The organism is Novilysobacter antarcticus, assembly GCF_019802285.1.
In the GTDB taxonomy this organism is placed as follows: Bacteria; Pseudomonadota; Gammaproteobacteria; order Xanthomonadales; family Xanthomonadaceae; genus Novilysobacter; species Novilysobacter antarcticus.
Map to the genome: position 1 here is coordinate 91,422 of NZ_JAIEUJ010000001.1, position 17,439 is coordinate 108,860.

A 17,439-nucleotide genomic window follows, 5' to 3' on the forward strand; every position below is an offset into this window, starting at 1 on the left:
TGCTAGTCTGGCGTCAGGCGGTGGCCCTGTCGATCATCTCGTCCATCCCGGCATCGGCGATGGCATCAAAGGTCTGGCCATCGGCATTGGCGAAGGCGATGAGTGTCGGGTCGTAGACGACCGCGCCAGTGTCGGGATCGATGACCTTGTAGTCCACGTGAACCTCGTCGGGGCGCTGGGACGTGCCGCCCACCAGGGTCACCTCGATTGACACCTCCATGCCCTTGGCCAGCCAGTCACCCCACTCCTGTTCCATCCGTGCATAGGCGCCACGGTTGAACAGGCCGAACTGCGGAAACATGTTGACCGAGCCGTGCCCGTTGGCGAAGCGGTAGGCAATGATGTGGCCAACGTCGTCCGGGGTGCCCTTCATGTCGTTGTCCTTGCGGAAGCCGCTCTGCGCGTTGGCCTCGATCCGGTCGGATTCGCGGCCCTTGCTGCTGGGTTCCCAGGTCAGCGTGGCTTCCGCGGAGGCCGGCCGCCCCTCCGCGTCGAGCGTCCAGGTGATGTCGTTGACCTCGCCCGATCCGGCCTCCGTCACGGTGCCGTGGATCTCGTTGCCGTTGACCGCCTCGGCGAGCACCACCGTCGAGTCGGGCACCTTCCCGGTCAGCAGCATGCGCGAATAGCCGCCCAGCTCGCTGCCCGTCGGGTCGGCAAGCAGCGTGGTGTGGCGCGTGAAGTCCTGGCGGTCGGCGGGGTAGGAAGACGGCCCGCCGTCACGCGGGGCGTCAAACAGTTGCTCTGATCCGCTCATGACCCGCAGCTTGCCCTTGTCGAGCATCTCCAGTGACAGCCGCAGGTCGCTGATCGAGTCCAGCCCGTTGGCCTTGGCCAGCGCGCTGAAGGCGGGTTCCAGCGCAGTGCCGACGTAATCGTTGCCGTGAATCTCGATCCGCGTCCGGTCGGGGATTGTGGCGGGGTCAAACGGATTCACCGTGCGCATCTGTTCGGGCGTCGCGTTCTCGTTGCGAATAGCGACCTCGTAGCGCACCGGCACTCGCGTGCTGCTGCGGTCGGGAGCCCTGACCATCATGTCGGCGGTGGTGGTGTAGGTGGTGTTGGAACTGGTGTCCTTGACGTCCTGCGTGCGCACTGACGCCGGCTCCAGGTCGAATGACACCTGGGCGGGATCGGCCGCAAGGATGCGCTTGTCCAGCCGTGCGCCGTCGCCGCCGTCCGGCCGCAGCAGGCCCGGTAGTCCGCGCAGGGCGCCGCCCCAGGGTTGCGGTGGGAGTGGAAGATGCAGGCTGGGAGTAAGCGACATGGCGGCACGCTGGCAAAGTGAGCGGGGCATTGCTCCCTTGAATCTAGCGTTCGCAATCCCCGAGTCGCCATTGGGGGAAACCCTTAACCGTCGCTTGGGGCTCTTCCGGTGGGCGACTTCACCGGACTCTGTTTGGGGCCCGTGCGTTTGCGCGCGCGCGTTTTGCCCGACGGGCTGGCCACCGCGTTCCTGGACGCGGCTTCGAGCAGGCCCGCCTGCTGCAGCTGCTCCATCCATGACAGCGCGTCGGCGTAGGCGATGAAGTGCTGCAGGTAGCCGGGCGAGGTATCGCCCATCAGCCGCAGCGCGCGATGGAGCAGGGCGCTGGAGTGGAGCGGGCCGGCGTCATCCGGGATGGGCGTCAGTGCCGCACGCAGCTGGGTGTCGGTGCGGATGCGGTCCCAGAGCGTCCGGAATTCTCCCAGCACCGCCGACGGCGAACCCAGCCGGCAGCCTGCGATGGCTTCCGCCTCAGTCGAGGTCGCAGGGTGGCCGGCTTGCTTGCTCGCTTCGATGTATTCCGAAAGCCCGAGCACAAGGCGTTGCGACCGCGCCGGGTTGGCCGGCGGGTCAGAGTGGGTCGCAGGAGGGGCATCCGCTCCGGCAAATCCGGATTGCCTGAGTTCCGCGATCCTCGCTTGCAGCAGCCTTGCGATCTCTCCCTCGGTTTCGCCCAACTGGCGCTGCATTACGGAGATCAACGCGTCGCGCACACGGTTGGTGCGCTGCAGGCGCTTGGCCGGACGCGGGGCTGGCGTTGCCCCGGAGCTGGCAGCATCAGCCTGCATCTGTGGCTGCGTCGTTTCTGGGTTTCGGGATGGGGGCAATTTCCACACGCCGGTTCTTTGCGCGTCCGGCCTCGTCGTCGTTGGAACTCACCGGCTGCTCCGCGCCGAACGCGGCGGCAAACACGGACCGCGACGGCACGCCGGCGGCAATCAGGCTGCGGGTAACCGTCATCGCACGCGCTGCGGACAGCTCCAAGTTGTCGGCGAAGCGCATGTTGCTGTCCAGCACGGGCCGGTCGTCGGTGAAGCCGCTGACCATGAGGAGCTCGTCGCGCGATTCCAGGTAATCCGTGAGCGGTGCCGCCAGGCTCTGCAGCACATCGTGTCCTTCGGGCTGCAAGCGGTCGGAATTGAGCGCGAACAGCACGCTGCCACTGATGCCGATACGACCGTTGATCACAGTCACGCGGCCACCCGCGAGCGGCCCGGCGAGTGCCTCCTCGAGTGTCTTCAGTCGGGCTGCCTCGGCCTCGCGTTGCTTGACCGTTTGCTCCAGCTGGTCGGACAGCTGCAGTTGCATCCCGATCACCCCGGCGAGGATCAGCACGAACGCTCCCAGCAGCACCGACATCAGATCGCCGAAAGCGGCCCAGGTGGTTGCGGTGGATTCGGTGTCGAGCTCGATCTCGTCGCTCATGCCGAGGTCCGGTCCTGGGCGGTGGTGTGTGAGGTGCTCGCAAGTTGCTGCAGTTCTCCTATGATCTGCTTTTGCGAGAGCATGCTCAGGTCGATCACCTCCCGAGCCTGTGCCACGTAGTACGCCAGTTGCTCGTCGCTGCGGGCCGTGGAGGTCTCCAGCGCGGCCTCGATCTTCTCCAGACGCTCACCCAGAGCATCCGTGGCGGAGCCAAACCGCTCAACCATCGTGGCCAGCACCTCAGCCAGGCTGGCGACCTCGACGGCGCCGCCGCTGACGTGGGCCGCGGCGGTGCCGAGCGTTCCGCTGTGGACGTCGACCTGCTCGCTGAAACGGCTGCCGACGCGCTCCAGCAGGTCCGCAGAGGTGCTGACCAGTGCATCCACCGAAGTGCGCTGCTCGGCCGAGGCATGGTTTACGGCGTCCAGCAGCGTTCCCAGAGTCGCCAGCAGCTGGTTGCGTTCGGCGAGCATCGCGTTGTCGCGTACGACGCTGTCGGAAAGGCTCTGGCGAAGTTCGGCAATGACCTCCGCCGCCGCCCGCGGGGCCTCGGAGGCGGCCTGCATCAGGCGCGCCACTTCGGCGATCGTGGCCTTCGCCTGCGCCTGCGAATGTTCCGCGATCGCTGCAGCCGTGCGGCCCAGTGTGTCGCAGACATCCTTCTGCCGATTTGCCGCGTGCTCGCTGCTTTCGCGCCAGCGACTCTCCAGCGTCGTTGTCACTGCGGAGAGCGCGTCCGACCACTGCGCCAGACGCTGCTGGTCGCCGGATTGCAGCGCTGCCTGCGAGTCGTCGTGCGCCTTGCGCATCGCCTCGATCAGCGCCGCAGCGCGCTCGTCATAGGTGGCTGCGGCCGAGGCCATGGCCTGTTGGTTGCTGGCGGCCAGTTGCTCGTTGAGTGATCGCTGCCGCGACAGCGCGTTGTCCCAAGCGTCCGCGCAGCGCTCGACAGTCAGGTCGAGACGGGTGGAAACGGTCTCGAGCAGGGTGGCGGTTTGTTGCCCGAAGCCGGTTGCTGACTGCTCCAGCGAGTGCTGCAGTGCCTGCACAAGCCTGTCGTTGGTGCGTTCCTGGCCGCTGACGGCCGCCTGCCACGTGTCGGCGGCGGTGGCGGTTGCCGTCTGCAGGCTGGCCGAGACACCGTCAAGTTGCCGCTGCACTGCGTCGGAGACGGTCGCCTGCAGCGCCGCATTTCCGCGCGCCAGCTCGGCCATCGTGTTTTCCATCATCGGCGACAGAACGGTGCCGATGGTCCGCGTGTTCTCCTGGAACCCGGTTTTCAGCGACTGCTCCAGCGTCGCCACCAACGCTGCGTGTCGGGCTTCGGCGCGGCTGTGGAACTCGTCCTGGCTGGCGGACAGGCGCTCTCCACTGGATTCCTGCAACTGCTGCAGATTGGCACTCAACGCATCCAGGCGCTCGATCAGTGCCGGCATCAGGCCGGTTTGTTGCTGCAGCAGGCGGAACGCCTCCTCGCGCTGGTGGGCGTGGGAGTACGGACGCAGTGTGGTCGCCAGCTGCAGGTCGAGCTGCTGCACCGCCTGGACACGCTCGCGCCGACACAGTGCCGACAGCAGCCCGAGCATGGCCGAGGCGGCGACACCGGCGATCGAGGTCCCGAAGGCGAACGCAAGGCCCCTGACCGGTGCGCCCAGTGACCCGCGGATGGCTTCCAGATCGGTCGCGCTCTCCAGCGCCATTCCGGTGCCGCGCAGTGTCGCCATCATGCCCAGCAGCGTACCGAGCATGCCGAGCAGCACCAGCAGGCCGACCAGATACGGCGTCAGCGCCGGTGCCGGCAGGGCGATGCGCTCACCTTCCACCCGCAGGCGTACCGCATTGCGCAGGCTGGGGTGCAAACGCTGCAGCCAGCCGCCGAGGTCGGACAAAGCGGCAGCGGTGTCCTCCGTGGCAGCCATCAAGGTCGACGTTGCTTGCCGGTATCGGTGCAGCTCAAGCGCGCCGGCAACGTAGAACGCGCCGATTATCAGGGTGATGGCGAGCGCGGGCAGGTTGGAGCCGATATAGCCGACGCCGATCCACGCAACGGCGATCAGGCCAACCAGGAAGATGATGGGGTAGAGCGCATTTCTGTGCATGTGATCCAGCTATTGGCAGCGAAGGGCGGACAGCAGCCCCTCGACGGGTTGAAAGCGGATGTCGAGCTCGGCAAGCGCAACGTCCCGCACGTCCTGCCCGAAGCGCTCCAGCCAGGGAGCGTGCTCCGGAGCGTGAGGCAATGAGAGCGCGTCTTGCGATGCGTCGGCGGAGTCGCGAAGGCGATCGAAATGCTGTCCGAGCAGGGTCGGAACCGACCCGAGCAGCGCGTGTTCGCGCGGCGTCAGGGTGATTTCCATCACCGAGTCCACCTCGGCCAGTCGCGCCATGTCGGCCGATGTGTCTGCGAGCAGGTCACGCAGATGTCCGCGCAGCCGTCCGACTTCGGCCTGCATGGACTGTTGCAGATCGCGGTAGCGCTCACGGAACGGCGTGAACTCAAAGGCATCGAGCGGATCATCCCTTGAGGCCGATGCGGCGCTCCGCGCCGGGGTGTGCGCTGGATCGGCGATGGCGTGGATGGCGACGACCAATGCCGTGCGAACCCGTTGACATTCCTCGTGCGCGTTGCTGGCGAAAGCGGGCGGGGCGACATCGTGAGCGGCCAAGCGGCCGTCCAGCGCCTTGGACAGCGCCACGGCACGGGTCCAGTCCAGCCATTCGCTGAGGTGCTCGGAAAGCGATGTGTTGGTCGCTGCCAGCGGTGCGCTGGTGAGGCTGGCCAGCAGGCGGATGAATGCCGGGCCTTGGGTTGGAGTCCGTTGAGGTGCCTTGGCCATCGTACGTCGCGGAAAACCGGCAATTTTACACGCGATACTCCCAGCGCACCCGGATCGTTCGACCCTGCCTGAACGTCACGTCCAGCGCGCCGGAATGACGGGGTGTCGATTGTGCAGCTTGTATGCTCGGCTGATCTCCGCTGCACCAGATCCGTCGATGAGTGACTGGTTGAACAAGCAAATCCCGATCTGGGTCGATGCCCTTTCGCATCCCGGGCTTTGGTGGCAGGCGCTGGCGGTCGTTGCGGCGATGATCCTTGCTTGGGTGGTCGACCGCCGCTACGAGGCCTGGTTGCGCGGCTACCTCAAGACCGGCGATCACACCCGTGCCGGGCTCGTGGCCCTGGCAGCCAGCCGGCGGTTGGCATTCCCGGCCGCGCTTTCGCTCGTGCTGGTGGTGGAGTGGGGCGTGTTCAGCCAGCTGGAAATGCGCCACGCCTTGCTGTGGGTGGCGCTCAGCCTGTCGGTAGCACTGCTGCTGGTGCGGTTGGCGGTGTACCTGCTTTCGGGCGCGCTGAAACCAGGCTCGCTGCTGTCCGCCTCGGAGAACTTCATTGTTGCGGTCGTCTGGGTGGGCGTTGCGCTGCACCTGGTGAACTGGCTTCCCAACGTATTGGCGGCGTTGGATTCCGCGGCCGTCACGGTCGGCACCACACGTGTGTCCGCTTTGCTCGTGCTGCGCGCGGTGGCGGTTGCGGCACTGGTGATGGTGTTGAGCCTGTGGATTTCACGCCTGCTGGAGCGAAAGGTCCGCGATTCACAGCATCTGTCGCCAAGTGCCCAGGTCGGTATCAACAAAGTGATCAAGCTGCTGCTGTTGATATTCGGCACCGTGATCGCGTTGCAGGTGTTGGGGGTCAACCTGGCGGCATTGGCCGTCATCGGCGGCACGCTTGGCCTGGGTATCGGGCTGGGTCTGCAGCGGATCGTCAGCAACTTCATCTCCGGATTCATCCTGCTGGTGGACGGTTCGATAAAGCCCGGCAACGTGATCACGGTGGAGGACCAGTCCGGCACCCGCTACGGCTGGGTCCACGAGCTGCGCTCCCGCTACATCGTGATCCGTGACCGCGACGGCGTGGACACGCTGATGCCCAATGAGAACCTGATCATCAATCCGGTGATCAACTGGAGCTACGGTGGCGAGAGCATCCGCCTGAAAATTCCGATCCAGATCAGTTACGCCGATGATCCCGAGCTGGCGATGAAACTCCTGGAAGACTCGGCCAACGGCCAGGATCGCGTATTGGCCGATCCGGCACCGGTGGCGCGACTGCTGGGTTTCGGCGATAACGGCATCGATCTGGACCTGCGGGTCTGGGTCACTTCCCCGGAGCTGGGGATCAATAACGTGCGCTCCGACATCAACCTCGCGATCTGGCGGGCGTTCAAGGCCCACGGGATCACCCGGCCGCTGCCACAACGGGAGCTGCGCATGCTTGAGCGTGACGACGGGTAGCGCAGCTCGCGAGGCGTTCCGGCGCTTGGCGTTACCATCATTGCCCCTGCGATTGAGGCGCCCGAACCATGGCAAACCTTTCCGACTTTCCGATTACGGCCCGCTGGCCCGCGCGCCACCCCGACAAAATCCAGCTGTATTCGCTGCCAACGCCAAACGGGGTCAAGGTGTCGATCATGCTGGAAGAAACGGGGCTGGACTACGAGGTCCACCTGGTGGACATCATGGCCAACGAGAGCCACACCACCGAGTTCCTGTCGCTCAACCCGAACGGCAAGATTCCCGCGATCATCGATCCTGACGGTCCCGGCGGAAAGCCGTTTGGCCTGTTTGAGTCCGGCGCCATCCTGATGTACCTGGCCGAGAAGAGCGGTCGCTTCATTCCCACTGACCCGGCGCTCCGATGGCAGACCATCCAATGGGTGTTTTTCCAGATGGCATCCATCGGCCCGATGTTCGGCCAGGTTGGTTACTTCCATAAATACGGTGGCAAGGACATCGAAGACCCGCGTCCCTTGCAACGCTATGTCACTGAATCCCGGCGTCTGTTGGGCGTACTCGACGCGCGGCTGGACGGCCGAACTTGGCTGATGGGCGACGACTACACGATCGCCGATATCGCCACGCTGGGCTGGGTCAAGAACCTGATCGACTTCTACGGCGCTGGAGAGCTCACGGGCTACGCGGACTTCATCCATGTGCAGGCATGGCTTCAACGCGGTCTGGCACGTCCCGCTGTACAACGCGGACTTCAAATCCCTTCGGCTCCATAGCTTCAGGGCGCAACAGAAATAAAGCCCTGAGCACTCGTGTAATGGCTCTAATGTGGTGCTTTAGAGGTCAGTCAGGCATTCTGCATCCGGCGTTGATTGGGGTTGGGATCAGGGAGCGATCAGATGGGAAGATTTTTGAAGTGGCTGGCTTGGATACTGCTGGTCTCGTTGGCGATTGCCGTGACCCTCTGGCTGGTATCGCGCTATCGGGGCCCCTCAGCGGCGCAAACCGCCGCTCTGGCCCTGATGCAGGACCGGGCGCCATTGCCACCGGGCGAGAATGCCTTTCCCGCCGTCTGGCTGCTTGCCTACGATGTGCCGCAGGACCAGCTTGAAGCTGTAGCCGAAGCGGATTTTGCTCAGCCAACCCTTGCAACATCTCCCGGCGGAGATGGCACGTTTGCGGCCGCTCCTCGCGCGGCCCTTGCCGGCTTTCAACACCAGCAGCCGTCCCGCGAGGATGCGCAGTTGTTCTGCAACGGGAACGACACAGATTGTCTGGACAAGGTGCGGGCGGATCCGGAATCCTACGACGGGCTAATCGAGCGTAACCGGGAATTGCTCGACCGGGTCGTGAGCCTGCAGAGTTATGGGTATTACCGCAGCCCACAGACCAACCCCACGCTGGCCACATTGCCGCCGGTGCAATTCGCGAGCTATGACCTTACGCGGGTTGCGTGGCAGTTCGCTCGCGGGGACGTGGACGAGGCCCTGACCGGGGTCTGCGATGGCGCACAGGCATGGCGGCGACTGGGAGCCAATTCGGATTCGCTTTTGATAAAAAGCGTCAACGACGCATACACGGAGCGATACATCCGGTTGCTGGCGCAAATGCTCGGTGAGCTTCCTGCCTCCCATGAGCTCCCGGGGTCGTGTGCCGCCGCATTCGCGCCACCGGCAGTTGCCGATGCGTCCATATGCGAAGCCATGCGCGGCGAGTTCTGGATTTCCAGACATCACATCAGTCGCTTGGCCATTGATCCGGATCCGGTGAAGAGCAAGATCCCGGATCCTTTGCCCAAGAGGCTGGCCTGGGACCCCGACCGTTCCTTGGCGATTCTGGCCGAAGGCAACTCGTGGGCCTGTTCGGACGCGACCGCCAGCGCCTTGAATGACGACGTCCGTGTGGATCCTGGGCACAGCCGCGCCAGTCTCTGGCGCCTTGAATGCGTCGCCAACCCCACCGGCTGCATGCTCGCCGATATCGCTTTTCCGGCCTATGACAACTATCAGTGGAAGGCGCAGGACCATGCTGCACGGCTTGAGTTGATGCATGCGCTGCTGTGGTTGCGCAGCAATGCCAGGGCCGATGAGTCGCCTGAGGCGCAACTGACGGGGTATTGGCAGCAACACCGACGCGGCAACCGCGAGCTGCGCTTTGAAGACAACGGGCGCACGGTTGCGCTGCAGCTGTATGCCGATGGCCCGGAAAAATGGTGGTCGCTTCCGCTCTTTCCCGCCGCCGAGTAGTCCGAGCGGAATCCGGGAGGCGCGAAACGCAAAACGGCGGGCCATCGGGCCCGCCGTTTTCCTTGCATCACCAGCGAGAGCGTCAGGAGATCGCGTGCTCGCGCGCGTCCAGCAACTCGAACTCGGGCTCCGCCTTGTAACCTGCTGAACGCAACTCCTCGGTGTCGAAGTCGTCGACGCTGATGGCCTCGATGGTCATCTCGCGCAGTGCCTGCAACTGGCCGCGCTCGTCGGCCGTGATCCAGCCCTCGCGAACACCCTCGTCCAATTGCTCCGGGAAGGTCAGCGCTTCGATGTCGCTGTTCTTCATTGCCTTGAGGAACTTGCGCTCCACCGGTTCGGCCAGCACCACCGCGGCCAGGAAGCTGTTGATGCGACCAGCGGGGTTGTGTTCGGTCGGGGTGAGATAGATGCCTTCGGCCAAGCGGTCGCGGGCCTCGTTGGGCACCATCAACAATGATGCGGCGCGACGGCTCAGGCGGTCACCCGGCGGGGTTGCACGGCGTCCGATAGGGAAGATCAGGGCCCACAGCAGCCAGCCGACCGGACGCACCGGGAAGTTGCGCAGGGCATCCGATAGCGCCAGCTCGATCTTGTGCACCGCGTTGAGGATCGACCACGCCAACAGCGGCTGGTCCGCCTCCGGACGCGACTGGTCCTCGTAGCGCTTCAGCAACGCACTGGCGATGTAAAGCTGGCTGAGCACATCGCCGAGCCGTCCCGACAGCGATTCCTTGAACTTCAGTTTGCCGCCCAGCAGCAGCATCGAGGTATCCGCACAAAGCGCCAGCGCCGCCGAGTAGCGGTTGAGCTTGCGGTAGTAACGGCGCGTGTAGGCATCGCCAGGTGCCGTGCCGACACTCGCGCCGGTCACGCCGAACCACAGCGAGCGCACGGCGTTGGAGATCGCGAAGCCGATGTGCCCGAACAGGTTGCGGTCGAACTCGCGCACCTGCTCCGGTCCCTCGGGCATCATCGCCGCCTTCATTTCCTTGAGCACCCACGGGTGACACAGGATTGCGCCCTGGCCGAAGATCATCAGCGAGCGCGTCATGATGTTGGCGCCCTCGACGGTGATCGCGATCGGGGATGCCTGCCAGGAGCGGCCCAGATAGTTCTTCGGCCCCAGGATGATGCCCTTGCCGCCGTGGATGTCCATCGCATCCTGGGCGACCTGGCGGCCCATCTCGGTGCAGTGGTACTTGGCGATGGTGGACGGCACGGCGGGGTTCTCACCGCGCGCCACGGCCGCTGCCGTCGATTCAGACAGGGCACTGATGGTGTAGGCGTTGCCGGCGATTCGCGCCAACGCTTCCTGCACGCCTTCAAAGCGCCCGATCGACAGACCGAACTGCTTGCGGATGCGCGCGTACGCACCGGTCGCGATTGCGCCCATCTTGCCGCCGCCGCTGGCGGTGGAGGGCAAGGTGATGGAGCGACCGATCGAGAGAACCTCCACCAGCATCTGCCAGCCCTTGCCGGCTTGCGCCTCGCCGCCGATCAACTGGCTGAGCGGGATGAACACTTCTCGCCCATCCAGTGGGCCGTTCTGGAACGGGCTGTTGAGCGGGAAGTGGCGGCGTCCGACATTGACGCCGTCGGTGTCGCGCGGCAGGAGTGCCAGGCTGATGCCGATATCGCGGGTGTCGCCGAGGATCCCGTCCGGGTCGTACATCCGGAACGCCATGCCGATCAACGTCGCCACGGGCGCCAGGGTGATGTAGCGCTTGTCAAACGTCAGTTTGACGCCGACCACGTTGGCCCCGTTCCACTCGCCCATGCAGACGATGCCGAAGTCGGGGATGGATGTCGCGTCCGACCCGGCCCAGGGCCCGGTCAGGGCAAAACACGGTACCTCGCGGCCATCCGCGAGACGCGGCAGATAATGATCCTTCTGCTCCTCGGTGCCGTAATGCATGATCAGCTCAGCCGGTCCCAGCGAGTTGGGCACGCCCACCGTCGAGCTCACCACCGAGGATATCGAGGCGAGCTTCTGGATGACCTTGTGGTTCGCGAGTGCGGAGAATCCAAGTCCGCCGTACTCCTTGGGCACGATCATTCCGAAAAAGCGGTTCTTCTTGATGAACTCCCACATCTCCGGCGGAAGGTCGGCTCGCACGTGGGTGATGTCCCAGTCATTGGTCATCGCGCACAGCTCTTCGCACGGTCCGTCCAGGAACGCCTGCTCTTCCGCGGTCAGGGTCGGCGCGGGCTGGTCCAGCAGCACCTTCCAGTCAGGGCGCCCGGAGAACAGCTCACCTTCGAAACCAACCGTGCCCGCCTCCAGCGCAACGCGTTCGGTATCGCTCAGCGGCGGCAGGATCTTGGTGTAGAAACCCAGCAGCGGTTTGGTGATGTAGGGCAAGCGGATCGCGGGCACCAGCAGCGGCACTGCAATCAACGCGGTGATCACTGCCACCAGGACGACTGCAACGACGTTCGCTCCCAGCAACGCGCAGGCCACCAGGGCAGCGGCAGTCAACGCGGCCCAGACCGGCAGTCGTAACCGGTGGTAGGCGGCGATCCCGGCAAGCAGCACGAAAACGATGAAGGGAAGGGCAATGCTCATGATGACGCTCCAGCAGCGGTGCGACGATTGGATACAGGTTAGCGTGGACGCTGTGAGCGCTCCGGCTCATCAACATACGCTCGAGTATGGTTGTCGTTCGCCACCACTGTCAACCGTTACGCGCCCAAGTAATGCGGGTCCACATACGCCTCCCGTCGCTGGCGTACGGTTGCTACACTCGCCCCCCTATGGCCACTACCCCAAGAGCTTCCGGAACCAAGCCCGCTCCCGCCCGCACCGCGCGCCTCAGCGCGACCGGTTGGGCCGAGGCCGCGCTCGACCTCATCGCGGAGCAGGGTGTGTCGTCGGTCGCGGTAGAGCCACTGGCACGTCGACTGGGCGTGACCAAGGGCAGCTTTTACTGGCATTTCCCGTCGCGTGACGCGTTGCTGGTTGCGGCACTGGAATTGTGGGAGCGGATGGAGGAAGAAACCGTCTTTGGCCAGTTGGAGGCGGTCGCCGATCCGCGCCAGCGCCTGCGTGCGCTGTTCTCGATGGTGGCGCGCGAGTACAAGACCCACATCATCTACTCCGAACTTCTCAAGGCGCTGGATCACCCCGCCGTGCAACCGGTTATCGGCCGGGTCTCCGAACGCCGCCTGGACTACCTCACGGCTTCCTTCCGTCAGGCTGGACTCGGTCGTGACGACGCCCGCAACCGTGCCCGTCTGGCCTATTCCGCCTATGTCGGATTTCTCCAGCTGAACCTGCAACTGAAACAGACCCGTATGCAACACGAGGAGTTCGACAACTATGTCGAACACATGATGACGACGCTGATCCCACCGACGACCTGACACTGGTTGCGCCCGGGATGAGTGGCACTGGGTGGACCACATCCGAATCGCGCCTCGCTTGAGGCAAACGACCTGTTGGAGACACTGCCCGTGAACGCATCTTTCATTGACATGTCCGCTCACGCGGGAAGCTCGCTCGACTCACTCAACGAATGGGTCGCCCAGGTGGCCGCGCTCACCCGTCCCGGCGCGGTCCACTGGTGCGATGGCAGCGATGCGGAGAATGATGCGCTGACCGCCGCGATGCAGGCCGACGGCACGCTCATCAAGCTCAACGAGAAGACGCATCCGGGCTGCTGGTTGCACCGCTCCGATCCGGAGGACGTGGCGCGCGTGGAGCACCTGACTTTCGTGTGCACCACTGATCGCGATGATGCCGGGCCCAACAACCACTGGATGGCGCCGACCGATGCGCACGCCAAGATGGACGCGCTGTTCGAAGGCTGCATGCGCGGCCGCACGATGTACGTGATCCCCTACTGCATGGGCCCGATTGACTCACCGCTATCGCGTTGCGGCGTGGAGATCACCGACAGCCCGTACGTGGTAGCCAACATGCGCATCATGACCCGGATGGGTGCACCGGCCCTCGCCCGAATCGAGCGCGAGGGGCACTTCGTCAAGGGTCTGCACTCCACGGGTGAGCTGGACCCGGACCGGCGCTTCATCATGCATTTCCCCGAGGAACTGGCGATCAAGTCTTACGGCTCGGGCTATGGCGGAAACGCCTTGCTTGGCAAGAAGTGCCACGCCCTGCGGATCGCCAGCCATCAGGCGCGCACGGAGGGCTGGCTGGCCGAGCACATGCTGATCCTCGGCCTGAAGAATCCGCAGGGCGAAACCCACTACATTGCTGCCGCATTTCCCTCGGCCTGTGGCAAGACCAACCTGGCGATGCTGATACCCCCGGAGGGTTATCTCAAGGACGGTTGGAGGGTCACCACCGTGGGTGATGACATCTGCTGGATGCGCCCGGGAAGCGATGGTCGCCTGTACGCAATCAATCCGGAGGCGGGTTTTTTCGGCGTAGCGCCGGGTACCTCGAAGAAATCCAACCCCAACGCGTTGGCGTCGATCCAGTCCAATACCATTTTCACCAATGTCGGCCTGACTGCGGACAATCAGCCGTGGTGGGAGGGGCTGGACGAAGGAGAACCGGTGACCGACTGGCGAGCCGAACCCTACGATCCTGCCAAGCGCCCGGCTGCGCACCCCAACTCGCGATTTACCGTCTCGGCGCGGCAATGCCCCAGCTATTCGCCCGAGAGTGAGAACCCCGCCGGAGTTCCGATCTCTGCGATCGTATTTGGCGGTCGCCGGCCTTCGCTTGTGCCGCTGGTATTCGAAGCCCGCGACTGGACCCACGGCGTACTGATCGGCGCGGCGATGGGATCGGAGACGACCGCGGCAGCCACGGGTGCCGTCGGCGTGATGCGGCGCGATCCGATGGCGATGAAGCCATTCTGCGGCTACAACTTCGCTGACTACTTCAGCCATTGGCTGGACTTTGACAACGGCAGCAACAAACTGCCGAAGGTCTTCCACGTCAACTGGTTCCGCAGGGGCGAGGCAGGGGATTTCCTGTGGCCGGGCTTTGGTGAAAACCTGCGCGTACTCGAATGGATGATCGGCCGGGTGAAGGGAACTGCGGGAGCGGTCGAAACTCCGATTGGCAATCTTCCGGCAGCCTCCGAACTCAATCTGGCAGGCGTCGATCTGAGCGCGGAAGCGATGGAGAAGCTGTTTGGCTTTGATCAAACCGGATGGCGGCAGGAATTCGCGAGCATCGGCGAGTATCTGGAAGAGTACGGGCCGCGGATGCCGCAGGCATTGAAGGACGAGCAGCGGCGCATCGCAGCGCAGCTGGAGGGCTAGCCCGCGCACGGCGATCTGACGTCGGCACAAAACCGAAACCCCGACATCGCCGGGGAGCCTATTTGAAATTGCGGTGTGCCATGCAAAACGGCCCCGTTTCCGGGGCCGTCTGCTTACCTACCAATGACCGCGACGGGAAAAGCAGTCTCCAATGTGAAGGTTACAGATCCTGCTCGTAACGAACGTAGGGCACGGTGCCCTCGTCGGCGTCCGCGTTTGCCGCAAACGGGTTGCTGCCCCGGGTGATCTTCTCGGCGCCGACCGTCAGGCTGCCACTCCAGGGGGTGCGCCAGGTCAGACCGATTCCCAGGCCTTCCCAACCGCCGGGCTGGGTGGGTGTGTCGACCACGCGGCCGATGATGTTCGCGTCGAAGTCGCCGTAACCGGCGCCCACGGTAAGCGTGCGGCTGCTCCAGCGGTCGGCAAGCGCTGCCGGCGCATCACCGGCGGGAATCAGGCGGGCGCGGGCCCATGTTCCGCCGATGGACACGGTGGCCTCACTGCCGATGTTCTGCTTCCCGTACACGGTCAGCGTGTTCTGGTTGACCTGACTGGCGGAATTGCCGGGGTTCAGCCACGCGGGCAGGGTATCGCGGCTTTTGCCTACCGACACTCCAAAGCGTGTCGACCGGGTGCCGATGCTGGTGCCCGCGGTGAGGCGTTCGTGACGCTCATCGTCCATCGCTGCCAGAAGGCAGTGATTGGCGAGGTTGCCGATCGTGCCGGCCAACCCGCTGCTGCGGTCGCAGACCAGCCCGAGGGTGTTGCCACGTTCGAGTCCGAATGCGGCGTCCAGCGTGGTGCTGCCAACGCGCCAACGTGCACCCGTCGAGGATGTGCCCGTTGGCTCCAGCAGCAACAGTGCTTCCAGCTTGCCGCTGGTGTTGTTCCACACCGGCAGAACGGTGGGGTCGGCGCGCTTGGCCTTCTTCGGCGACTGCGCATGCGCCCCTGTCGCCACGCCGAAGGCGAGGAGCAGGGTCAGCGACAGTTGGAAGAGGCGGCTATTCATGGCACAGATTCGACCTGGCAGGGCAGGCTGAGTTCCCCCGTACTGGATCATCGATACTACGGTGTTTATGTTTCTTTAACAATCAAGATCGCGTGAAATTTTGCTCATTGCAAGCGATCTGGCGGAGCAACCTGTTGCGCAGCGACGTTGAGCAGATCCTGAATGCGCTCCCGGGTGAGCCGGTAGTCCTCTCCGCAGAACTCACAACGGATTTGCGCGTGCCCATCTTCCGCCGCTGCCAGTGCTTCCTCGCTCCCCAGCGACACCAACATCGACTCTACCCGTTCAATCGAGCAGGAGCACGCAAACGACAGCGGGCGTTGGCCCATCATCTGTACCCCGTCCTCGTGGAACAGTCGGTTCAACAGTTCTTCGACCGGAGCTCCCAGGAGTTCGTCGTGGCCCAGCGTGTCAAAAAATGCGCCGGCGCGGGTCCACCCGTCCTGGTCACCTTCATCGCCGGGGAGCTTCTGCAACATCAAGCCAGCCACGCGCTGATCGTTGCCGGCCAGAAGCAGACGCGTTGGCAGTTGTTCGGACTGGCGGAAGTAGCCTTCAAATGCATCGCCCAAAGAGTCGGCGTCCAGCGCCACCATGCCCTGGTAGCGGACCGGGTCGCGCCCGCCCACGGAGGGGTTCTCGATGGTGATTGCGAGCACGGTGTCGTCGCCAAGATCGCGGAGGTTTCCGGTGATCGCGCTGGTCCCGGCGGCATCGCCATCGTTTTCCGGATCCAGGCGGACGATGCCGCGCAGGGTTCCTGCCGAGGTGCACTCGACGAACAACGTCCGCAGCAAGCCACTGCTGCGAAGCTGTACCGACAGCCGGCCTTCGATCTTGATGTGCCCGGTGAAAAGGGCGGCAGCGGCGGTCGCCTCACCCAGCAATTGGACGGCACCCGGCGCCTGCTCCGCGACATCGGCCATGAGCTGGCGGATGTGCTGCCACGTCTCCTGCAGTTCCACGTGCACGCCTCGCACGCCAGCGCGGTCGATCATGAAACGGGTGAGGCGGTCGTCCGACGCTGCTGGATGAGTGTTTGGGGCTTTGCTTGCTTGGGACATGGAATGCTCGCGTGACCGGGCACGTGGTCGATAATGCCCGGGAATTCGGGTTGACCGTTCAAGGTGGGGGCGTGATGAGCACGGCGCAAGACGACGAACAGCAGAATGCGGGGCACCAACGTGCATCCCGGCCACGCAAGCACGGGTGGTTGCGATGGATGCTCGGGCTACCGCTGTTGCTGGTGCTCGGCAGTGTGGTCCAGGTCGGCACGCTGCGCTTTGTTGATCCACCGACCAGTGCTTTCATGGTGGCGCGGCAGATTTCGGCCTGGACCCACGGCGAGACCGATTTCCGCCTCGCCTACGAGTGGCGGGATCGCGGCCGGATATCGTCAAACCTTCCATTGGCGGTGATCGCGTCCGAAGACCAGCGTTTTGCCGATCACCATGGTTTCGATCTGGAAGCGATCCGCAAAGCGCGCAAGACGCACGAGGAAGGCGGCCGTTTGCGAGGTGCCAGTACGATCAGCCAGCAGACCGCGAAAAACCTGTTCCTGTGGAGCGGCCGCAGTTGGGTCCGCAAGGGGTTGGAGGCCTGGTACACCGCGCTGGTCGAGCTGATGTGGCCCAAGGCGCGGATCATCGAGGTGTATGTTAACGTGGCCGAGTTCGGCGACGGCGTCTACGGTGCGCAGGCTGCCGCGCAGAGGTATTTCGGCAAAGATGCAGGCCAGCTGTCAGCGGCGGAGTCCGCACGCCTGGCGGCGGTGTTGCCCAGCCCCAAGCGTTACAGCGTAGACCGGCCTGGACCTTATGTGCAGCGTCGGACCGGACAGATCCAGCGGCAGATGCGACAGATTGGCGGCCAATCCTATCTCGATCAGTTCGAGTGAGGCGCGGCCACCGGAGTTACCAGCCGCAGACGCACATTGAGCAATCGGGCGTCAGCTA

14 protein-coding genes are annotated in these 17,439 nt (G+C 64.4%); 6 read left to right on the forward strand and 8 right to left on the reverse strand.

What is annotated here, in order from left to right; translation table 11 throughout:
• Positions 1-13: 13 nt before the first annotated feature.
• The 5 genes from KZ491_RS00435 to KZ491_RS00455 form a co-directional block, all read right to left on the reverse strand.
• Entirely contained in the window at positions 14-1,267 is a 1,254-nt protein-coding gene (locus KZ491_RS00435) for a DNA/RNA non-specific endonuclease (RefSeq protein WP_222563922.1), read from the reverse strand.
• 83 nt (positions 1,268-1,350) lie between these two features.
• On the reverse strand, positions 1,351-2,055 hold the full coding sequence (locus tag KZ491_RS00440) for a DUF2894 domain-containing protein (RefSeq protein ID WP_222563923.1): 705 nt from the start codon (positions 2,053-2,055) through the stop codon (positions 1,351-1,353).
• On the reverse strand, positions 2,045-2,692 hold the full coding sequence (locus KZ491_RS00445) for an OmpA family protein (RefSeq protein ID WP_222563924.1): 648 nt from the start codon (positions 2,690-2,692) through the stop codon (positions 2,045-2,047). Before KZ491_RS00445 ends, KZ491_RS00440 begins: the two co-directional genes overlap by 11 nt.
• Entirely contained in the window at positions 2,689-4,791 is a 2,103-nt protein-coding gene (locus KZ491_RS00450) for a DUF802 domain-containing protein (RefSeq protein WP_222563925.1), read from the reverse strand. Before KZ491_RS00450 ends, KZ491_RS00445 begins: the two co-directional genes overlap by 4 nt.
• A 9-nt stretch (positions 4,792-4,800) precedes the next feature.
• Complete coding sequence (locus KZ491_RS00455; RefSeq protein ID WP_222563926.1) at positions 4,801-5,529, reverse strand: DUF3348 domain-containing protein; 729 nt, start codon at positions 5,527-5,529, stop codon at positions 4,801-4,803.
• Between the two features lie 169 nt (positions 5,530-5,698).
• Between KZ491_RS00455 and KZ491_RS00460 the strand changes: the two genes are divergently transcribed.
• From KZ491_RS00460 to KZ491_RS00470, 3 genes are all read left to right on the forward strand, one after another.
• Positions 5,699-6,988, forward strand: a complete 1,290-nt coding sequence (locus KZ491_RS00460) for a mechanosensitive ion channel family protein (RefSeq protein ID WP_222563927.1) — start codon at positions 5,699-5,701, stop codon at positions 6,986-6,988.
• Between the two features lie 68 nt (positions 6,989-7,056).
• Positions 7,057-7,761: a glutathione S-transferase N-terminal domain-containing protein gene (locus KZ491_RS00465; RefSeq protein ID WP_222563928.1), complete on the forward strand. Its 705-nt coding sequence runs from the start codon at positions 7,057-7,059 to the stop codon at positions 7,759-7,761.
• 180 nt (positions 7,762-7,941) lie between these two features.
• Positions 7,942-9,231, forward strand: a complete 1,290-nt coding sequence (locus KZ491_RS00470) for a hypothetical protein (RefSeq protein WP_222563929.1) — start codon at positions 7,942-7,944, stop codon at positions 9,229-9,231.
• A gap of 82 nt (positions 9,232-9,313) precedes the next feature.
• On the opposite strand, the gene KZ491_RS00475 is transcribed toward KZ491_RS00470, so the two are convergent.
• Entirely contained in the window at positions 9,314-11,800 is a 2,487-nt protein-coding gene (locus tag KZ491_RS00475; protein WP_222563930.1) for an acyl-CoA dehydrogenase, read from the reverse strand.
• A gap of 188 nt (positions 11,801-11,988) precedes the next feature.
• Here KZ491_RS00475 and KZ491_RS00480 point away from each other — a divergent pair, with 188 nt between their 5' ends.
• Together KZ491_RS00480 and KZ491_RS00485 are read left to right on the forward strand one after the other, a co-directional pair.
• Positions 11,989-12,597 (forward strand): TetR/AcrR family transcriptional regulator, encoded by a 609-nt coding sequence (locus KZ491_RS00480; RefSeq protein ID WP_222563931.1) that lies wholly within the window; start codon positions 11,989-11,991, stop codon positions 12,595-12,597.
• A 111-nt stretch (positions 12,598-12,708) separates the two neighbouring features.
• Positions 12,709-14,472 (forward strand): phosphoenolpyruvate carboxykinase (GTP), encoded by a 1,764-nt coding sequence (locus KZ491_RS00485; protein WP_222564664.1) that lies wholly within the window; start codon positions 12,709-12,711, stop codon positions 14,470-14,472.
• Between the two features lie 160 nt (positions 14,473-14,632).
• Here the strand turns inward: KZ491_RS00485 and KZ491_RS00490 are convergent, their stop codons facing one another.
• Both KZ491_RS00490 and hslO read right to left on the reverse strand, forming a co-directional pair.
• Positions 14,633-15,484 (reverse strand): XOO1806 family protein, encoded by an 852-nt coding sequence (locus KZ491_RS00490; RefSeq protein WP_222563932.1) that lies wholly within the window; start codon positions 15,482-15,484, stop codon positions 14,633-14,635.
• 104 nt (positions 15,485-15,588) lie between these two features.
• Positions 15,589-16,548 carry an Hsp33 family molecular chaperone HslO gene (gene hslO / locus KZ491_RS00495; RefSeq protein ID WP_222563933.1) on the reverse strand — a complete coding sequence of 320 codons (960 nt, stop codon included), beginning with the start codon at positions 16,546-16,548 and terminating at the stop codon, positions 15,589-15,591.
• 74 nt (positions 16,549-16,622) lie between these two features.
• Here hslO and mtgA point away from each other — a divergent pair, with 74 nt between their 5' ends.
• A complete protein-coding gene (mtgA, locus tag KZ491_RS00500) occupies positions 16,623-17,381 on the forward strand; it encodes a monofunctional biosynthetic peptidoglycan transglycosylase (RefSeq protein WP_222564665.1) in 759 nt (252 codons plus the stop codon).
• Positions 17,382-17,439 lie beyond the last annotated feature (58 nt).